General features: G+C 71.7%; 23 protein-coding genes. 11 read left to right on the plus strand and 12 right to left on the minus strand.

Going from position 1 to position 17,718, the window contains the following annotated elements; genetic code table 11:
• The first annotated feature begins 17 nt into the window (after window positions 1-17).
• Window positions 18-455, plus strand: a complete 438-nt coding sequence (locus tag KUG39_RS15085) for a hypothetical protein (protein WP_094587365.1) — start codon at window positions 18-20, stop codon at window positions 453-455.
• Here the strand turns inward: KUG39_RS15085 and KUG39_RS15090 are convergent.
• Entirely contained in the window at window positions 437-1,144 is a 708-nt protein-coding gene (locus KUG39_RS15090) for a dihydrofolate reductase family protein (RefSeq protein WP_216916123.1), read from the minus strand. The genes KUG39_RS15085 and KUG39_RS15090 overlap by 19 nt on opposite strands.
• On the minus strand, window positions 1,141-2,103 hold the full coding sequence (locus KUG39_RS15095) for a 6-carboxytetrahydropterin synthase (RefSeq protein ID WP_094587367.1): 963 nt from the start codon (window positions 2,101-2,103) through the stop codon (window positions 1,141-1,143). The genes KUG39_RS15090 and KUG39_RS15095 overlap by 4 nt, the downstream gene beginning before the upstream one ends.
• Before the next feature lie 63 nt (window positions 2,104-2,166).
• Here KUG39_RS15095 and KUG39_RS15100 point away from each other — a divergent pair, with 63 nt between their 5' ends.
• Window positions 2,167-2,811: a shikimate kinase gene (locus KUG39_RS15100; RefSeq protein ID WP_216916125.1), complete on the plus strand. Its 645-nt coding sequence runs from the start codon at window positions 2,167-2,169 to the stop codon at window positions 2,809-2,811.
• A gap of 15 nt (window positions 2,812-2,826) precedes the next feature.
• Here KUG39_RS15100 and KUG39_RS15105 read toward each other — a convergent pair whose 3' ends face one another.
• On the minus strand, window positions 2,827-3,087 hold the full coding sequence (locus tag KUG39_RS15105; RefSeq protein ID WP_216916150.1) for a CRR7 family NDH-1 assembly protein: 261 nt from the start codon (window positions 3,085-3,087) through the stop codon (window positions 2,827-2,829).
• Between the two features lie 59 nt (window positions 3,088-3,146).
• A complete protein-coding gene (locus tag KUG39_RS15110; RefSeq protein WP_216916127.1) occupies window positions 3,147-3,866 on the minus strand; it encodes a glutathione S-transferase family protein in 720 nt (239 codons plus the stop codon).
• 75 nt (window positions 3,867-3,941) lie between these two features.
• Between KUG39_RS15110 and KUG39_RS15115 the strand changes: the two genes are divergently transcribed.
• Genes KUG39_RS15115 through KUG39_RS15135 form a run of 5 tightly spaced genes read left to right on the plus strand, consistent with a single transcriptional unit; the run spans window position 3,942 to window position 8,325 of the window.
• A complete protein-coding gene (locus tag KUG39_RS15115) occupies window positions 3,942-4,148 on the plus strand; it encodes a DUF751 family protein (RefSeq protein ID WP_094587370.1) in 207 nt (68 codons plus the stop codon).
• Between the two features lie 2 nt (window positions 4,149-4,150).
• Complete coding sequence (gene rbfA, locus KUG39_RS15120; RefSeq protein ID WP_216916130.1) at window positions 4,151-4,576, plus strand: 30S ribosome-binding factor RbfA; 426 nt, start codon at window positions 4,151-4,153, stop codon at window positions 4,574-4,576.
• Between the two features lie 8 nt (window positions 4,577-4,584).
• Window positions 4,585-6,276 carry a glycoside hydrolase family 3 N-terminal domain-containing protein gene (locus KUG39_RS15125; protein WP_216916133.1) on the plus strand — a complete coding sequence of 564 codons (1,692 nt, stop codon included), beginning with the start codon at window positions 4,585-4,587 and terminating at the stop codon, window positions 6,274-6,276.
• A gap of 52 nt (window positions 6,277-6,328) precedes the next feature.
• Complete coding sequence (locus KUG39_RS15130) at window positions 6,329-7,522, plus strand: glycosyltransferase (RefSeq protein WP_216916136.1); 1,194 nt, start codon at window positions 6,329-6,331, stop codon at window positions 7,520-7,522.
• A complete protein-coding gene (locus KUG39_RS15135) occupies window positions 7,522-8,325 on the plus strand; it encodes a uroporphyrinogen-III synthase (RefSeq protein WP_216916140.1) in 804 nt (267 codons plus the stop codon). The genes KUG39_RS15130 and KUG39_RS15135 overlap by 1 nt, the downstream gene beginning before the upstream one ends.
• Here KUG39_RS15135 and KUG39_RS15140 read toward each other — a convergent pair.
• From KUG39_RS15140 to zds, 3 genes are read right to left on the minus strand one after another with little or no spacing between them, the layout of a single operon-like run.
• Window positions 8,309-8,857, minus strand: a complete 549-nt coding sequence (locus KUG39_RS15140; RefSeq protein WP_216916142.1) for a hypothetical protein — start codon at window positions 8,855-8,857, stop codon at window positions 8,309-8,311. The two genes, KUG39_RS15135 and KUG39_RS15140, sit on opposite strands and share 17 nt — an antisense overlap.
• Window positions 8,823-9,257: an SRPBCC family protein gene (locus KUG39_RS15145; protein ID WP_094587313.1), complete on the minus strand. Its 435-nt coding sequence runs from the start codon at window positions 9,255-9,257 to the stop codon at window positions 8,823-8,825. Before KUG39_RS15145 ends, KUG39_RS15140 begins: the two co-directional genes overlap by 35 nt.
• Window positions 9,258-9,267: 10 nt before the next feature.
• Entirely contained in the window at window positions 9,268-10,743 is a 1,476-nt protein-coding gene (gene zds, locus KUG39_RS15150; protein WP_094587314.1) for a 9,9'-di-cis-zeta-carotene desaturase, read from the minus strand.
• Between the two features lie 129 nt (window positions 10,744-10,872).
• Here zds and KUG39_RS15155 point away from each other — a divergent pair, with 129 nt between their 5' ends.
• Window positions 10,873-11,304, plus strand: coding sequence for a HesB/IscA family protein (locus KUG39_RS15155; protein WP_233134052.1), 432 nt, complete (start codon window positions 10,873-10,875; stop codon window positions 11,302-11,304).
• A gap of 75 nt (window positions 11,305-11,379) precedes the next feature.
• Window positions 11,380-11,796 carry a tetratricopeptide repeat protein gene (locus KUG39_RS15160; RefSeq protein ID WP_094587315.1) on the plus strand — a complete coding sequence of 139 codons (417 nt, stop codon included), beginning with the start codon at window positions 11,380-11,382 and terminating at the stop codon, window positions 11,794-11,796.
• Here KUG39_RS15160 and KUG39_RS15165 read toward each other — a convergent pair.
• Window positions 11,789-13,003, minus strand: coding sequence for a lipid-A-disaccharide synthase-related protein (locus KUG39_RS15165; RefSeq protein ID WP_216916144.1), 1,215 nt, complete (start codon window positions 13,001-13,003; stop codon window positions 11,789-11,791). The genes KUG39_RS15160 and KUG39_RS15165 overlap by 8 nt on opposite strands.
• A 74-nt stretch (window positions 13,004-13,077) precedes the next feature.
• Between KUG39_RS15165 and KUG39_RS15170 the strand changes: the two genes are divergently transcribed.
• Window positions 13,078-13,338 (plus strand): DUF8620 family protein, encoded by a 261-nt coding sequence (locus KUG39_RS15170; RefSeq protein ID WP_094587316.1) that lies wholly within the window; start codon window positions 13,078-13,080, stop codon window positions 13,336-13,338.
• Here KUG39_RS15170 and KUG39_RS15175 read toward each other — a convergent pair.
• Window positions 13,295-14,230, minus strand: coding sequence for a TIGR01777 family oxidoreductase (locus KUG39_RS15175; RefSeq protein WP_094587317.1), 936 nt, complete (start codon window positions 14,228-14,230; stop codon window positions 13,295-13,297). The two genes, KUG39_RS15170 and KUG39_RS15175, sit on opposite strands and share 44 nt — an antisense overlap.
• 77 nt (window positions 14,231-14,307) lie before the next feature.
• Between KUG39_RS15175 and KUG39_RS15180 the strand changes: the two genes are divergently transcribed.
• On the plus strand, window positions 14,308-14,553 hold the full coding sequence (locus tag KUG39_RS15180) for an NAD(P)H-quinone oxidoreductase subunit O (protein WP_094587318.1): 246 nt from the start codon (window positions 14,308-14,310) through the stop codon (window positions 14,551-14,553).
• Between the two features lie 29 nt (window positions 14,554-14,582).
• On the opposite strand, the gene KUG39_RS15185 is transcribed toward KUG39_RS15180, so the two are convergent.
• The 3 genes from KUG39_RS15185 to KUG39_RS15195 all read right to left on the minus strand — a co-directional run.
• Window positions 14,583-15,278, minus strand: coding sequence for a J domain-containing protein (locus KUG39_RS15185; RefSeq protein ID WP_190612576.1), 696 nt, complete (start codon window positions 15,276-15,278; stop codon window positions 14,583-14,585).
• A gap of 168 nt (window positions 15,279-15,446) precedes the next feature.
• Entirely contained in the window at window positions 15,447-17,216 is a 1,770-nt protein-coding gene (locus tag KUG39_RS15190) for an iron uptake porin (RefSeq protein ID WP_216916146.1), read from the minus strand.
• Between the two features lie 294 nt (window positions 17,217-17,510).
• A partial coding sequence (locus KUG39_RS15195; RefSeq protein WP_216916148.1) for a carbohydrate porin occupies window positions 17,511-17,718 on the minus strand: 208 nt, incomplete at its 5' end.

The raw sequence follows: 17,718 nt of genomic DNA on the forward strand, positions 1-17,718 counted from the left end.
AGCGTCCTTCCACCGCCATGGCCAAGCCCCTGCGGATCCTGGTGCTCCTGACGGCCGCCACGGCGCTGGTCGTGTCTGCGGCGCCCGCCAGGGCCGGACTGCTGCGGCCGGTGCTGATGCTGCTGCGTCCCCAGCTGGAGAACCAGCTGACCCGGGTCTGCGTGGAGACGGTCTCCGCCGGCCGGGCCGACCTGGAGAAGAGCCTCCAGGATCCCTGTCGCAAGCTGGCGGTGCCCACCAGCAAGTGCCTGATCGAGGAGACCGACAACAGCGGCCGCAGCCTGGGGGTGCTCACCGAGATGGTGAGCGGCCGCTTCGGCGATGACAGTGAGGAGGTGGTCAAGCGCTGCCTGGCCAGGATGTTCGGCCTGCCCACCGACAGCCTGCGGGACATGCCGCTGCGGGAGCTCGGCAGGCGTTTCGGCAGCTACGGCCTTCAGGAGGTCACACCCTGAGCCCCGGGGCGGCGCCAGCGCAGCAGCAGTTCGTCCCCCGGCAGCGCCCGGTGCTCCACCAGCGTCCAGCCCGCCCGGGCCGCCGGGGCTACCCGGGCGTCGGCCGGCAGCCAGCCGTTGGCCCCCCCCAGCAGGCGGGGGCAGACGGTGAGCTGGAGCTCATCGAGCAGGTCCTCGGCCGCCAGGGCCGCCGCCAGCTGGGCCCCCCCCAGCACGGCGATGCGCCGCTGCCCCAGGGCCGCCAGATCCCCCAGGGCCTCGGGCCAGCTCTCCAGCGGCAGGTGACGATCGAAGCCCTCGGCAGGGGCGGCGGGGGGCAGCGGGGCGGCCTGCAGCAGCCAGCGGCCCAGGGGCTGGCGAAAGAAGGGCAGGGCGGCGGGCAGCCGGCCGCTGCGGCTGACCGCGATGGCGATCGGCTGGGCACCGCGGCCCTCTGAGCGGCGGGCCGCAAGCAGAGCAGGGCTGTGGATCAGGCAGGTGCTGCCGTGGCGCCGCAGGGTCTCGGCGCCCACCAGGACGGCATCGGCCCAGGCCAGGGCCTCCTCCAGCACCAGCCGATCAGCGGCGCCCCCCAGCTGGGCCGCCCCCCCCTCGGCCGGCGCCAGGCGACCATCGAGGCTCACCGCCAGAACAAGCCGCAGCTCGGGCCGGAGGCCGCTCGGTCGGGGATCCGCCGCCGCTGGACTCAAACGGCCGCGAGGGCTTCGAGGGCCGCCGGGACCATCTCCAGCTGGGGCGTCTCGGCGAACACCTCGGCGGCATTGTTGGGGCTCTCCTGCAGGCGCACCTTGTGCAGCCGGGCCCCGGTGGCGGCGATCGGGGCGCTGAGCAGGTCGGCGATGTGGAGGGCGATGTTCTCGGCGGTGGGAACGCAGCCGGCGAAGTGCTCCACGTCCTTGTTGAGGAAGGTGTGGTCGAAGGGCTCCACCACCAGGTCGGCCACCAGCTGCTGCAGCGCGGCCAGGTCGCAGACCATGCCGGTGCGCCCATCGATGGGTCCCCGCACGGTGACGTCGAGCAGATAGTTGTGGCCGTGGCCATGGGGGCGGGCGCACTTGCCGTAGATCGCCTCGTTCTCGCTCTGGCTGAGCTCGGGGCGGGCCAGGCGATGGGCCGCGGCGAAATGGGTGCGGATGGAGAGGAAGGCTTCCATGGGATCGATGGTGGAACCGCAGAGCACGTCGGCCCAGAGGTTGGTTTGTTCGTGGAGCCGCAGGGCCACCAGCGGCAGATGGGGGGCCAGCCGGTCGCGGATGGCCAGCAGCAGGGCTTCGGTGGTGGGCAGCCGGCCGTCGGGGCGGGAGAGGTCGAACTCGGGCCAGACCTCGTTGAGGAAACGGAAGTCGAGCGGCTCGGTCACCTCCCGCCGGATGGCGTGCTTGACGTCGGAGAGGTTGAGCACCATCCCGTCAGCGTCGAGCGGGCCGCCCATCGCCACGGTGAGCTCATAGTTGTGGCCGTGGCCCGGGGCCAGGCTGCAGCGGCCGAAGCGCCGGGTGTTCTCGGCGTCGTCGAGTTCCGGCAGCCGGTAGAGGTGGCTGGCACTGAAGGTCGCCCGGCGGGTGATTACGCAGGGGCGGCCACGCCCGTGGGCGGCGCCGGTGGGGGAGGGTGCCGCAGGAGGGGCGGTCAACCGGGTTGCGGTCATCGCCGAGGCCCAGGGGACGCCCATCCTAGAAACGGGGTCCGGACCGCCGCCGACCGCGAACCCATGGCCCCAGCCGATGACGCCCCGCCCCGCCCCTCTCACCGGGACCTGGCCCGCCGTCTCGATGGCCTGAACATCTACCTGGTGGGGATGATGGGGGCCGGCAAGAGCGCCGTGGGACGCCCCCTGGCCGAGGCCCTCGGCTATCGCTTCATCGATGCCGACACCGCCCTGGCGGAGGTGGCCGGCCGGCCGATCGCCGAGATCTTCGCCAGCGACGGAGAGGACGGCTTCCGTGCCCTGGAGACCGCCGTGCTCAACGGCATCGCCAGCTGGCATTCCCTGGTGGTGGCCACCGGCGGCGGGGCTGTGACCCGGCCGGAGAACTGGGGGCACATGCGCCAGGGGGTGGTGGTGTGGCTCGACGCCCCCGCACAGGAGCTGCTGCGCCGTCTGGCCGCCGACCCCACGCCCAGGCCCCTGCTGGACACGCCCGATCCCGCCGCCCGGCTTGAGGCGCTGCTGCACGAGCGTCGGCCCCTCTACGCCCAGGCCGACCTGACGGTGGTCCAGCAGGGCCAGCCCGCCGCGGTGGCCCTGCAGGTGCTGGAGGCCCTGCCCTCGGTGCTGCGCGACCCCACCCCGGCTCCGGCCGACCCCGTCCGGCTGCAGGACGCCGACGGGCAGGCCCGCCCCTCGCTCAACTGAGGGACGCCGGAGCGTTCAGGACGGCGGCTCCAGCCGCACGGCGAACCACTGGATCGCGCAGCCCGGCGCCAGCTCCAGTTCGCAGGCGGTGTCGAGCAACCGGCCGGCCCGGGCCTCGGGGTCGGCCAGGTCGGCCAGATCGGCCGGGGGCTCGGCCAGGGCCGTCAGGTGGCCGGCCAGCCAATCAAGGGTTTCGGCGGCGCTGAGGATGCTTTCGCCCTTGCCGGGCTCCAGCACCACGTAATGGTCGAGCTCCCGCAGCAGCGGATCGGACACGGCCAGAACAACGGCGGCCCCCATCCTGACGGGTGGAGGGCCTGCCCCGGCGGGGATCCTCAGCCCCGACCCACCGCGGCGTGCACCCGGTCGCGCCAGGCGAACAGGGGCTCCAGCACGGGGTTGTCGGCGATGCCCTCCACCCCGCGACCCGCCAGGGGGGCGCCGGCGCAGGCAGGGAACTTCAGCAGATAAAGCTGGGCCGCCACGGCGATGTCGGCCAGGGTGAGGCCATCCCCCTCCAGGTAGGGGCGCTCGCTGACCAGCAGGGCGAGCTGCTCGAGGCTGCGGTGCAGCTGCCGCACCTCACAGGGCCCGAGCAGGTCACGCATCGCCTCGGTGGCGGAGCCGATCAGGCCGCCGGGCAGAGCCCCCACCAGATCCCGCAGGGGCGCGGGGGTGGCTTCGGGCAGCAGGGCGGCGCGCAGCACCGGATCGGTGGCGGCGGCCTGGAGCAGGGCCAGACGGGCGCCCCGGGCCAGGGCGGTGTCGGCCCAGTCCTCCAGCAGCAGCACCCTGGCGCGGGCGACCGGATCGGCCGGCAGCAGGGGCGGCTCCGGGTGGGTGGCCTCCAGATGCAGGGCGATGGCCGTGGAATCGGCGATCACCTCGCCCCCATCCACCAGCACCGGCACCTGCCGCTGCCCGGAGAGACGGAACAGCTCCAGCTGCCCCAGGCCGGGGGTCACCTCGACGATGGTGGCCTCGAGTCCCTTGCGGGCCAGGAGCAGCCGCACCTTCTCGCAGAAGGCGGAATGTCTGAACTGATGCAGCTCCATGGACCCTCCGGGCCGGCTGGGCGTGGCCCCGGGCGGCAGAGTAGCCAGCATCCGAGCAGGACCGTCGCCGAGGCCATGAAGGACTTCTTCGTCAATGTGACGCGCTATCCGCGCTATCTGATCGCCTTCAGCCTGGGGGTGTTCAACTCGGTGTTCGAGCCGCTGGCCCGGCGCCGCAGCAACCCCGTCACGGCGGTGGCCCTGGTGGGCGCCCTGATCAGCGGACTGGTCAGCCTCACCCTGGTGCTGCGTGCCATGGTGCAGTCGGCACCGCTGTCGTAGTCATGGCCCAGAGCCGACGGGTGGAACGGGTGGCGGCCCTGATCCGCCGCGAAGTGAGCGAGCTGCTGATGAGCGGCATCAAGGACGAACGGGTCCACCACGGCATGGTCAGCGTCACCAACGTGGAGGTGGCCGGCGACCTGCAGCACTGCCGGATCTTCGTGAGCATCTTCGGCAGCGCCGAGGATCGCGAGGTGGCGATGGCCGGCCTGCAGGCGGCATCCGCCTATGTGAAGGGGGAGCTGGGCCGGCGCCTCAAGATGCGCCGCACCCCGGAGGTGGTGTTCGTCCTCGACCGGGGTCTGGAGAAGGGCAACACGGTGCTGGGACTGCTGCAGCGCCTCGAAACGGAGCGGCGCGGGCGGGAGGAGCCGCTGGCGGAAGCGGGCGAAGCGGATCCGCCGGCTGACACCGACAGCGACAGCTGATTCCGCCCATGGCTGTGCTCCCCGATTCGCCCCAGGCCGCCCTCGCGCCCCAGGCCCTGGATCGGCTGGCCGCCGAACTGCTGGTGGTGCGCTGCAGCGGCCACCCGGCCGATGGCCAGCGGCGCTATCCCCGCTGGGAGCTGGACAACGCCAGCCTGCGGCGCCTGCTGCAGCGCGGGGTGGGCGGGGTGATCCTGCTGGGGGGCAGCGCCGCCGAACTGCGGCTGCGTACCCGCCAGCTGGAGGCCTGGGCCGGCGACCCGCTGCTGCTCTGCGCCGACGTGGAGGAGGGGGTGGGCCAGCGCTTCGAGGGGGCCAGCTGGCTGGTGCCGCCCATGGCCCTGGCCCGGATCCATGCCGAGGATCCTGCCCTGGCCGTGGATCTGGCCCGGCGCTACGGGGCCTGCACCGGCCGGGAGGCCCGCCAGCTGGGGCTCAACTGGGTGCTGGCCCCGGTCTGCGATGTCAACAACAACCCGGCCAACCCGGTGATCAACGTGCGGGCCTGGGGTGAGGACCCGGCCACGGCCGGAGCCCTGGCGGCCGCCTTCTGCCGCGGCGTCCAGGCCGAAGGCGTGCTCGCCTGCGCCAAGCACTTCCCTGGCCACGGCGACACCGCCAGCGACTCCCACCTGGAGCTGCCCCTGATCCCCCACGGCCGCGAGCGCCTGGAGGCGGTGGAGCTGCCGCCCTTCCGGGAGGCCATCGCGGCGGAGGTGGCCGCGGTGATGACCGCCCACCTGCTGCTGCCGGCCTTCGACCGCGACCATCCGGCCACCCTGTCGCGGGCGGTGCTCACCGGGCTGCTGCGCCAGGAGCTCGGTTTCGAGGGGCTGATCGTCACCGACGCCCTGGTGATGGAGGCGATTGCCGGCCGCTACGGCCCCTCGGAGGCCGCGGTGCTGGCCCTGGAGGCGGGGGCCGACCTGGTGCTGATGCCGGGGGATGCCGACGGGGCGATCGACGCCATCGTGGCGGCTGTGGCCAGCGGCAGGCTGGGCCTGGAGCAACTGCAGGCCAGCCAGCGGCGACGCCGCCGGGCCCTGGAGCGCTGCCCCGTCGACGACGGCGGCACCGCCCCTGCGCCCCTGGGCGGCCTCAGCAACGGCCCCGCCCCCGCCGACCGGGCCCTGGCCCTGGAGCTCGTGCGGCGCAGCCTGGTGTCGCGGGGGCGGGGCCCGGTGCCCGGCGGCCCCGGGGTGAACCTGATCCGCCTCGACAACAGCCTGGCCTGCCCCTTCCTGCCGGCGGGCGCCCCGGCCCTGGCCCTGCCGGCCGCCGCCGGACTGCGGACCCGCCTGATGGACGGCCAGGGCCCTTCCCCCTGGAGCGGGGACGGGGAGGCCCCCCTGGCCGTGGAGCGGCTGGGCGAGGGGCCGGTGCTGCTGCAGCTGTTCGTGCGCGGCAACCCGTTCCGCGGCCGGGCCGACGGCCCGGATCCCTGGCCGGCGGTGATCCGCCAGCTCCAGGCCGCCGGCCGGCTGGCGGGCCTGGCCGTCTACGGCAGCCCCTATGCCTGGGAGGCCCTGGCCGCCCTTCTCGATCCCCAGGTGCCGGCCGCCTGGTCGCCGGGCCAGATGGCCCTGGCCCAGGGCGAACTGCTGGGCCGCCTCGGCTTCGGACCCCAGGAGAGCGCCACCCCCGACGACGACGCCAGCACCGCCGCCAGCGCCGCCACCGCGGTGGACTTCACCGACTGAGCACCCGCCGCCACCTAGCCTCCTGGCACGACCGTCCTGCCCGCAGCGTCCGATGCTGAGCCTGTCGATGATCGTGCGCAACGAGGCCGAGCGCCTGGAGCGCTGCCTGGCTTCGGTGGCCGGCTTCGTCGACGAGATGGTGGTGGTGGACACCGGCTCCGACGACGGCACCCCTGAGATCGCCGCCGCCTGCGGCGCCAGCGTGCACCACCTGGACTGGCCGGGGGACTTCGCCCCCGCCCGCAACCATGCCCTGGATCTGGTGACGGGCGACTGGGTGCTGGTGCTGGATGCGGATGAATGGCTGCGGCCGGAAGCCCGCGCGCCGCTGCGGGCCCTGATGGAGCAGCCCCGGGCGCTGCTGGTCAACCTGCTGCGCCAGGAGGTGGGGGCCGCCCAGTCGCCCTATTCCAGCGTCAGCCGCCTGTTCCGCCGCCATCCGGCGATCTGCTGGAGCCGCCGCTACCACGCCATGGTCGATGACAGCGTGGCCACCCTGCTGGGGCAGGAGCCCGACTGGCAGGTGCTGACCTGCCCGGAGCCGGCCCTGGTGCACGAGGGCTACCGCCCCGAGCTGGTGGCCGGGCGCGACAAGGCCGCCCGCCTGCGCGCGGCCATGGAGGCGGAGCTGGCCGCCCGGCCGGGGGATCCCTACGCCTGCGCCAAGCTGGGGGCCCTGGAGGTGAGCCAGGGGCAGCGCCGCCGGGGCCTCGCCCTGCTTGAGGAGGGCCTGGCCCGTGCCGGGGCCGACGCCCTCGCCGAGCGCTACGAACTGCTGCTCCACCTCGCCATCGCCCGCGCCCCCGACGAGCCCGGCGCAGCCATCGCGCTCTATCGCCAGGCCCTGGCCCTGCCCCTGGATGGGCGGCTCAGCCTGGGGGCCCGGCTCAACCTCGGGGCCCTGCTGCTGCGCCAGGGAGATCTGGAGGAGGCGGCGGCCCTGACGGCGGCGGTGACGGACCTCTGCCCGGAACTGCCTCTGGCCTGGTTCAACCTGGGCCTGATCGAGCGCCAGCGGGGCCGCCTGCTGGAGGCCATCGACGCCTACCGGCGGGCCCTGAGCCTGTCCCCGGAGCACGCCGACGCCCAGCGCAACCTGGCGGCCGCCCTGCTGCTGGCCGGCGACATTCCTGGCGCCCGAGACGGGTTCCGGCGGGCGATCGCCCTGCTGGAGGCCCAGGGGGAACCGCAGCAGGCCCGGGAGCTGGCCCACCGGGCCGGCGCCCTCGTCCGGCTGGACGCCTGATGGCCGCAACGCCGCCACTGGCGGGCCGCACGGTGGCCGTGACCCGGGCCGAAACCCAGCTGGGCGCGGCCCGCCAGCTGTTCGAGCAGGCCGGAGCCAGCGTCATCGACCTGCCCGCCCTGGTGATCGGCCCCCCCGATCTCTGGGGACCCCTCGACGATGCCCTGGCGGAACTGGACCAGTTCCACTGGATCATCTTCTCGAGCGCCAACGGGGTGGACGCCGTGGAGCAGCGGCTGGTCCGCCGGGGGAGCAGCCTGTCCGGACGGCCCCGGGGGGTGCGGCTGGCGGCGGTGGGGCGCAAGACCGCCGAGACCCTGGAGGCCCTGGGGGCCCCCGCCGATTTCGTCCCGCCGGCCTTTGTGGCCGACAGCCTGATCGAACACTTCCCGGTATCGGGCTGGGGGCAGCGGCTGCTGCTGCCGCGGGTGCAGAGCGGCGGGCGCACGCTGCTCGCGGAAGCCTTCGCCGAGGCGGGCGCCCGGGTGGTGGAGGTGGCCGCCTACGAGACCCGCTGTCCGGCCGGACTCCCCAGTGGGGCCCTGCAGGCCCTGGAGCGGCGCGGGCTCGATGCCATCACCTTCAGCAGCGGCAAGACGGTGGACCACACCGCCCGGCTGCTGGCCGAGAGCTTCGGGGAGACCTGGCTCGCGCGGCTGGAAGGGGTGCAGGTGATCTCGATCGGCCCCCAGACCAGCCGCCGCTGCCTGGAGCGGCTCGGGCGGGTGGACGCAGAGGCGGATCCCCACGACCTGGAGGGCCTGGTGGACGCCTGCAGCCGGTCCCTCAGAGCTCGACCTTGACCCGGCGACTGCCGCTCTGCAGGATCATGCTGCCGTTCGCGACATCGACGGAGGCCACACTCCAGCCGGAGGGCAGCAGATCGGTGTTGCGGCCACCCCGGTCGCCGGGGCGCAGGCTGCCGCTGAGCTGCCGGTAGGTCACCACCGCTTCGCTCTGGCCACCGCTGTTGATCACGCCGGTGACGCGGAAGTCCTTGAGGAAGGGCGGTGGCGTGGCGGCGGCCTGGGCGGAAGCGGCAGCGGTCACCGCTCCGGGAACCAGCTCCGGTACCAGCGATCCGAAGGGATCCTGGCGACCCATGCGGAAGGCGCTCACCACCTGCTGGGAGGTGGGCAGGGGGGTGAGGCCCTCGGGTACGGCCCCGGAGGAGGGCGTGGGAGCGGCCGGGGGCGGGGGCGCTGGCGCCGGTGGGGCTTCCACCGTGGGGGACGCCCCGCATCCGGTCAGCATCAGCCCGGCGACCACACCGATGCCGAGGCGCCCGTTGAGGCGCCGGTCAGCCCTTCTCCACCAGGTCGCGAAATCGGTCAAGGTTGGCCTGCAGCTCTTTGGTGACGATGCCACCCATGATGGTGGGTTCCATCAGGGGTGCAAGCGCGCCGGGCAGTTCATAGCTCACCGTGAGCTTGACCGCCGTGAGATCGGGCCCGAGGGGATAGAAGCGGACGGCCCCCTTGGTGGGCAGGCCGCCTACGGATTCCCAGTGCAGCCGCTGGCAGTCGACCCGTTCGGTGATCCGGGCCTTCCAGTGGAAGCGGAACCCCTGGGCCGCCAGGGTCCAGTCGGTCAGGTCCGGGTCGTCGAGGGTGACGACCGATTCGATCCAGCGCATCCAGCGGGGCATCGCCTCCAGATCGCTCCACACCTCCCAGACCCGGGCCACCGGGGCCTGGATCTCGGTGGTGACGCTGTGCTCGAGCCATTTGCCCATGGTTGTGCTCCTAGGCCACCGCGGCGCAGGTGGCCAGCGCCACCGGCTGATCCAGGATGGCGGCGGCGGCCAGCCTTCCGCTCATGGTGGCCCCTTCCATCGAGTCGATGTAGTCCTGGCGGGTGTAGCTGCCGGCCAGGAAGAAGTTGGCCACGGGGGTGCGCTGGTCGGGGCGGAACGGCTCCATCCCGGGGGCTTCCCGGTAGAGGGACTGGGCCAGTTTCACCACGTTGCTCCAGACGAGCTGCAGGCCGGCGGCGGAGGGGAACAGCTCGCGCACCTGCCGGTCGGTGTGGGCGACGATCTCCTCCGTCTTCTTGGGGATCCAGGGATCACCGGGGGTGAGCACGCACTGCAGCAGAGAACCCAGGCCCTCGCGCCGGTAGTCGGCCGGGCTGGTCAGGGCCAGGTCGGCGAAGCAGCTGAAGTCGGCATCGGCCGTGTACAGGAGATTGTCGAGGCCCGCCGGGCGGCCAAGGTCGGACCGGCGGGCGGCGGGGCCGGCGCCGTCACCCAGTTCGGTCACCCAGCCGTCGTAACGCAGCTGCACGGTGGCCACCGGCACCGTCTCGAGCCGGTCGATGGCGGCGAACTCGGGGAAACGGCGCCAGGCCTGGGGCAGCAGCCGCTGGGCTCCCGGCACATCACAGGCGGCCAGGTAGGCGTCGGCCTCCACCCGCTTCTCCCCGTCCGGGGTGCCCAGCACCAGGGAGGTGACGACGGTCTGGCCGTTGCGCTCCTCGTGGCGCACCTCGCTGACCCGGTGGCGCAGGTGCAGGCGGCCGCCACGGGCCTGGATGTAGTCAAGGATCGGACCCGTCAGCCAGCGGTGGGGGGATCCCTTGAGCAGGTTGAGCTTGGAGGCCTCCGTCCGGGAGGCGAACATCATGAAGATGGTGAGCATGCAGCGGGCCGAGATGGCCTCGCAGTCGATGAAGCCGAGGGCGTAGGCGATCGGGTTCCACATCCTCTGAATGCTGCGGGGGCTGCCCCCATGGCTGAGGAACCACTGCTGGAAGCTGATGGCATCAAGCGAACGGATCACCTTCATCGCCCCCTCGTAATCGACCAGCCCCCGGACGATCGGGCTCGTGCCCAGGGCGAGGGCATTGCGCAGCTTGTCGATCCAGTCGAGCTGGGGGGTGGTGAAGAAGGCCTTGAGGCCGTTGAAGGGGGCCCCGACGGGAAAGCGGAAATCCAGGGCCCGCAGGTCGCCGCCGCTGTTGACGAACAGGTGCCAGTGCTCCTTGGGAAGGAGGTTGTCGATGGCCCCCACCTTGCGCATCAGGGCGAAGAGGTTGGCGTAGTTGAAGAAGAAGACGTGCAGCCCCATCTCGATGTGGTTGCCGTCCGGGTCCTCCCAGCTGCCCACCTTGCCCCCCATGAAGGGGCGGGCTTCATACAGATCGACCGTGTGGCCGGCATCGACCAGATCGACGGCCGCGCTCAGACCGGCCAGACCCGCACCCACGATGGCGACCCGCACCCTTGGATTCCCGTGAAGGTCCTGACTCTATGGACCGGAGCCTACCCACCGGGGAGGGATCTCCATAGAGTGGTCGTTCACCGCGTCGTCCGGCGGCCCGATTCCCCCCATCCGACCCCCCAGCGCACGATGAGCAGCTCCACCCAGACCCCCGCCTCCAGCCCGGCAGCGACCATGCCAGCCGAGGTGGCCGTCACCCACACCGGTGTGGACGGCAAGGGCATCCTGATCACCGAGCCGGCCATGCGCCAGCTGGGCACCCTGATGGCCTCCCAGGGCGGCGAGAAGGTGCTGAGGGTGGGCGTGCGCTCCGGCGGCTGCAGCGGCATGAGCTACACCATGGATTTCATCGACGGTTCGGAGATCCTTCCCGACGACGAGACCTACACCTACGAACCCGCCGGCGCCCCCAGCTTCCGGGTGGTGAGCGATCCCAAGAGCCTGCTGTACATCTACGGCATGCAGCTGGACTTCTCCTCGGCCCTGATCGGCGGCGGCTTCAACTTCACCAATCCCAACGCCTCCCAGACCTGCGGCTGCGGCAGCTCCTTCGCCGTCTGAGCCCGGGCCGTTCCATGGCGTGCCGGTCCCGTGGCATGGGAGTCTGACGATCCCCACCTCACCACCCCAGCCGCCATGACGGCCCAGCAGGAGTCCCGCTTCGACCAGGCCATCGCCCGCTACCAGCAGGGCGCCGCGCCTGAGGAGCTGATTGACGAGTTCCTGCAGATCACGGCCCAGGAGCCGCGGCAGTCGGCGGGATGGACCTGTCTGGCCTGGCTGCAGCTCCTGCTCGACCAGCCCCAGGCGGCCCTGCCCTCGGCCCGCAACGCGGTGAAGCTCAATCCCCAGGATCCCCAGGCCCGCATCAACCTGAGCGTGGCGATGCTGGAGACCGGCGCCAAGGGCGTGCGCGAGCATATCGAGGTGGTCAAGCGGGTGATGCTGATGGCCCCGGAACTGGCGGAGGAACTGCAGGGTTCGATCGCCGATGGCCTGCAGCGGCGTCCGGGCTGGCAGGCCCTGGAGAAGGTGAAGGCCTGGCTCAGCTGAAGCCGCCGGGGCCCCGGCCGAGGGCCTCGAGCACGGTTTCGGCGATGCGCCGCGAGCCCCCGGGGGGGCCGACCCGCTCCAGGGCGGCCTGGGCGCAGCGCTGGGGCAGGTCGGGGTCGGCCAGCAGGCGCTGGATCAGGACGGCGGCCTCCTGCAGATCGGCCGTGTCGGCCGGGCGCTGCCCAACGGTGTGGACCGTGGGGCCCAGCAGCCGCATCTGGGATTCGGCGAAGGGGTAGCTGAACTGGGGACCGCGGCCCACCAGCTGCACCACGGGCAGGCCGAAGCCCACCGCCTGCTCCACGGCGGTGCCGGCCATGCCCACCACCAGGTCACTGGCGGCCAGGATCGAGGCCAGGGCCCCCGGCAGCAGCCGCACTTCAAGGTCGCCGCCGGCGGAGCGGAGCACGCCGCCGTCCAGCTGCCAGCCGACCGCCGCCGCCAGGGGTTCCAGTTCCCGCCAGTGGGGGCTCTCGACCACCGCCACCAGGAAGCGCCACGGCCCCTCCCCGTCCCGTTCGCCCAGCTGGCTGCAGAGCCGCAGCATCAGCACCAGGTTGTGGAGGGCCTCCGGGAAGCGGCTGCCCGGGACCAGCGCCAGGGTGCGGGTGCCCGGCAGGCGGGCCACCTGGCCGGCGTCCGGTGGCGGCAGATCCATGATCGGGTAGCCGCGGAACAGGGCCTTGGCCTGGCCCTGGGCCTGGAGGTCGGTGGCGGTGAAGGCGTCGCGGGTGAGCACCACGCGTACCCGCCGCCGCCGGCAGCACCAGCGGGTGAGGGCGGACAGCCGCAGCCGGCCCTCGTAGTAGCTCGAGGTGGAGACCAGGAACACCACCGTCGGCCGTCCGGTGAGCAGGGCGAAGATCAGGGGGACGTGGTCGCCGATGCTGACCACCAGATCGAAGCGGCGACCCTGGCGCCAGGCCGTCCAGAGCTGGGCCAGACTCTGCTGCAGCCAGCCCGCCGCCAGGTCCTTCCAGAGGTTGAGGCCCTGGTACACCATGCCCCCGGACGGCAGGCTGCGGCCCGCGTAGAGCAGGGAAATACCGCGGCGTGCGTAGGCCGATCCGGCGCCGACGATGGGCAGGGCCGCCAGTTCCAGCCTCGGATCACACTGGCGCAGGCCATCGGCGATCAGTCCCCCATTGAGATCCTCCCCATGGCCGTTGCTGATCAGCAGGATCCTGGGAGCGGGGGAAAGGGGCACACGGGACACCAAGCACGGTCGAGTTTAGGTTTGGGCTCACCGGGGATTTCCCCCTCCCGGCTCACCCCTCAGGCATGAGCACTCCCGCCACCGGCCCCGTCGCGCAAGTGCGCCGCGTTCTCGATGTCGTGCTGGTGGCCGACGTCTTCCTCGTGCTGGCCGGGGCCCTGTTCTTCGCCGTGGCGGTGGTGCTCCACGGCCAGCGGCTGGACGCTCCCCTGGAGCTCTTCCAGCGGCTGTGGCAGCCGCTATTCACGCCGGCGATCGGCCTGCTGATGGCGGCGGCCCTGCTCAGCGGCGGGCTGGGCTGGTGGCAGCGGCGAGGGCAGCGCTGAGCTCCGGGTACTGGAAGTGGAAACCCTGGGCCAGCAGCCGCTCGGGGAGGACCTGCTGGCCTTCGAGCACCACCGCGGCACCGTCGCCGAGCAGCAGCTGCAGCAGGGGGCCGGGCACCGGCAGCAGGCTGGGCCGGCCGAGGGCACGGCCGAGGCTGGAGGCGAAGATCCCCATGCGGGTGGGCTCCGGGGCCACGGCGTTGTACGGGCCGGCGTAGGCGTCGTCCTCCAGGGCGGTGACGATCAGCCGGCAGAGGTCGTGGCGGTGGATCCAGCTCATCCACTGCTGGCCACTGCCCACCGGCCCGCCGAAGCCGGCCCGGAACACGGGCAGCATCTTGCCGAGGGCGCCGCCGTCGGGTCCGAGCACGATGCCCACCCGCAGCACCACGATGCGGCAGGCCTCGGGAGCGACCTGGGTGGCGGCCTCCCAGCGGGCGCAGAGACGGGCCAGGAAATCGTCGCCGGGGGGGCTGGCCTCCGTGAAGCCGGCCTCCAGGCTGGTGCCGTAGTAGCCCACGGCCGAGCCGTTCACCAGCACCCGGGGCGGTGTGGCCAGGGCCGCCATCGCCCGCACCAGGTGGGTGGTGGTGCCGATGCGGCTGTCGAGCAGCCGCTGGCGGTGGACCGGCGTCCAGCGCTGGTCAGCGATCGGCTCCCCGGCCAGGTTGACGACCCCATCGGCCGCCGCCAGGGCCTCCAGCAGCGCCGGCTGGCCCCAGCTGGCCGGGTCGGCGGGATCGCAGCAGAGGGTGGTGAGCCGGGGGTCGGCCGCCTCGCTGTCGGGCCGGGCGCGGCGGCTCACCAGGGTGAGCTGGTGGCCGAGGTTGAGCAGGAACGGCACCAGCTCCCGGCCGACGAAACCCGTGCATCCGAGCAGAAGCAGCCGCATGCCCACCGTTCCATCGGAATCCAGTGCCGAGGTTAGGTTCCGGCAGCCCTAACCTGTGCCGAACCCTCCTCTTCACGATGGCTGAGTCCGCGCCTGCCGCTCCCCCGAGCCTGAAAAAGGGTGCCCTGGTCAGGGTGAACAGAATCGCCTACACCAACAGCCTCGAGGCCGGGGCCAGCGATCCGGTGCCCCCCGGCTACCTGTTCGAGGGGCCCGGGGAGATCCTGGCGATCCAGGGGGAGCACGCCCAGCTCCGCTGGCGCCTGCCCGTTCCCGACGTGTGGCTGCGGCTCGACCAGCTCGAGGCGATGCCCGCCGCCTAGATCGTCCGCGCCTAGACCGTCAGCGCCACCTAGATCTCCACCCGGCGCCGTTCCTCCTTCAGGCGGCTGCGGCGCAGCCGGGCCTCCCGCAGCATCTCCTTGCCGTCATGGAGGTAGCTGTCCACATAGCCCATGGTGTAGCGCTCCAGCTCCACCAGGGCGTCCTGCACCTGGCTGAGGCAGTGGTAGAGGCTGAGGCCGAACCCCTTGGCCGCCGACGGACAGGCCCGTGAGCGATACAGCGCCTCCACCTTCTCCATGCGCAACCGGCTCTGGTCGAGGAAGGCGCAGAACGCCCCCATCAGCTCGTCGTCGTAGGGATCGGCGGCCAGGGAGCGCAGCTGGGCCGGGAACGGATTGATCACCTGACCGATCAGCCGGTCGATCGGCACGTACACCTGCTGGAGCCAGCCGAGGAGCTCCTCGTCACTGGCGGCGCCGACGCCGCGATGGCGGCCTGCCCCTGGTCCCTTGGCCGCCCCGGCACCGCCCGCGGCGGTGCGTGCCGGTATGCCGACGCCGGCCCCGTGGTCGTAATGGCGGCGGCGGTCCCCGTCGCCCAGCACCTCCCAGGCCGCATTCAGGGCCAGGATCGTGCGCGGATCGCCGCCGGCATCCGGGTGATGGCGTTTGACGAGGGCGCGGTAGGCGGCCTTGATCTCGGCGGTGGTGGCCCCAGGCGAGACCCCGAGGATGGCGTAGTGGTCGGCGGAGGTCCTGGCCATGCGCTGGCGGCGCCATCTGGCTCCAGCATCGCCGATGGGCCCGCCCGGACGGATCCCGCCGCAGCCGCCCATGAAAAAGCCCCCCTGGAGAGGGGGGCCGGAGGGTTGTGAGGAAGGGTGAGGAGGAAGGAGCGCCGATCCGAGGGTCCCGCGAGGGACCCTGAAGGATCAGAACCTGAACTGGGTCTGGATCAGGCCGCCGAGCACGCTGCTCGACTGGCCGATGGTGGTGAACTGGCCGTTGGGGCGGCTCAGGTAGAAGAGCGCCGGGGTCACGCTGATGTTGTCGGTGACCTGGAACTTGTACCACCACTCCCAGGCGAAGTTGCCGTCCTGGGGGGTCTGACCGTTGCGCAGCGAAGTGGCGAACACCGGCTGACCCACGGCCATACCGGCCTGGTTGCCCTTCATGAACACATCGTTCCACTGCAGGCCCACGCTCCAGGACTGGCTGGCGCCGCGGTTGGCCGACTGGTTGAAGGTCGGAACCGTGTCGAACGTCGGCACCCGGATCGCGGTGGCGCCTCTGCCAATCAGGGCGGTCTGGGGGTTCAGCTGGGGCTGGGTCATGGCGTTGTAGCCCCAGCCCAGGTTGATGGAGGGGATCCAGCCGCTCTTCTTGGGCTGCCAGGCGAAGGTGGTGGCGAAGTTGTTGGAGTAGGCGGCACTGGTGCCGAAGTTCTCCGAACCCAGGAAGTTGTTGGTGATGTTGGGGCAGTCGACCGCCGGTTGGGCGAAGGAGGTGCCGCGGCGGAAGTTCTGGCCGCACTGGACGTAGCTCCAGGCGAAGGCGAAGCGCCAGTTCTTGCCGGCCACACCGGCCTGGGTGGTCCAGGTGCCGCGGCTGCGCTCGCCCAGCAGGCCACCCTGGTTCGGGTTGCCGTTGTCGGCGTTGGGGGCGACGTAGGCGGTGGAGATCGCGAAGAAGGGCTTGCCCTTCTTGACGTTCTGCTTCCACATCAGGCCGAAGGTGGCGCCGGTGGCCTTGTTGTAGGTACCGGGGGCGCCGTGCAGCGTGAAGACGTCGAGGATCTCGGAGCGGTAGAACCAGGGCGTGATCGCCAGGAACTCGGTGTTCCGCGCCTTGGCACCGATCAGGGCGGTGAAGTCGCGGCCGATCGGGAAGCGGTAGTAGAGACGGTCGATGTTGACGACGTCAGCACCACCGACGGGGGAGAAGGCGCGATCCAGCGCCATCAGGTTGTAGGGCTGGCCGCCGAAGGGGCTGTTGTTGAAGTTGCCGCTGCGCAGACGGGTGTACAGCAGGTCCTTGCCGGTGAAGCTGGTGAGGAAGTTGAGGCGGATGTCGTAGTTGAACACCGTGGCGCCCCAGTTGCGCCGGTTGTTGGCGGGGAAGGCGTTGGCCGCGCCGGCGGGCACGCCGACGGCCGGGTTCGGCAGGCCCTGGTTGCCACCGAAGCTGTTGGAGCCGATCACGAAGACGGCATCACCCTGGAGCTTGGTGGTGGTGGAGAACTGGGTGGCCTCGAGCTCACCCACCTTGGCCTCGAGGCCATCCACACGGCCGCGCAGCACGGCGAGTTCCTTCTCGAACTCGTCCATCAGGCGCTTCAGCTCGTCGGTCACCTCGGTGATCCGGTCGAGGCAGGCGTTCAGCAGGGCCGCCGCTTCATAGCGGGTCATGGCCTGGCCGCCCTTGAAGGTGCCGTTCGGGTAGCCGGCGACGCAGCCGTAGCGCTCGACCAGGTTGGAGAGGGCCTGGAACGCCCAGTCGGTGGGCTTGACGTCGGAGAACTGGTTGATGCTGGTGACCTGGTTCTGGGCTTCCCAGGCCTTGAAGCGATCGATGTCCTGCTGCTCCATGTACGTGGAGATCTCAGCCCGCTGGGACTGGGAGATCTCGCCGGCCGAAGCGGCAAGCGGCGACAGCAGCCCAAGGGCCACCGGCGCCAGCAGGAATTGCTGGAAGGGTTTCATTGGTCCTCACACCAAAAAGAGGAATCCCCCGAGGGGGACGGCGCAAAGGTATAGGAATCCAGGGGCGCCGCAGCAGGACCTGATCACACCGGCAGGTATTGCGGATGACATTCGGGCGCCGCCGGAGCCGCTGGTGGCTGGGCGGGCGCTGTCTTTCGATCCTGGAAGACCCGCCGACTCCCGTTGGTCCAACGATGCGCCGGAGATTGGCGTGTTGATGCACAAAAAAAGCCCGGCTGCAGAGCAGCCGGGCGAATGGGAAGACAGATTGTGAGGGTGATGGATCCGAAAGGATCAGAACTTGAAGGTGGTCTTGATGAAGCCGCCGAAGTTGTTGAAATCGGAGCCCACAGGACCGATCGCACCGACGTTCTTGGAGACCTGACCCAGGGGAGCGCTCAGGTAGTAGAGCGCGGGGGTCACGCTGATGTTGTCGGTGACCTGGAACTTGTACCACCACTCCCAGGCGTAGTTGCCATCGACGATGGCGGTCGCGGCGGCG

Source organism: Synechococcus sp. CCAP 1479/10, from assembly GCF_019038515.1.
Lineage (GTDB): Bacteria > Cyanobacteriota > Cyanobacteriia > PCC-6307 > Cyanobiaceae > Cyanobium.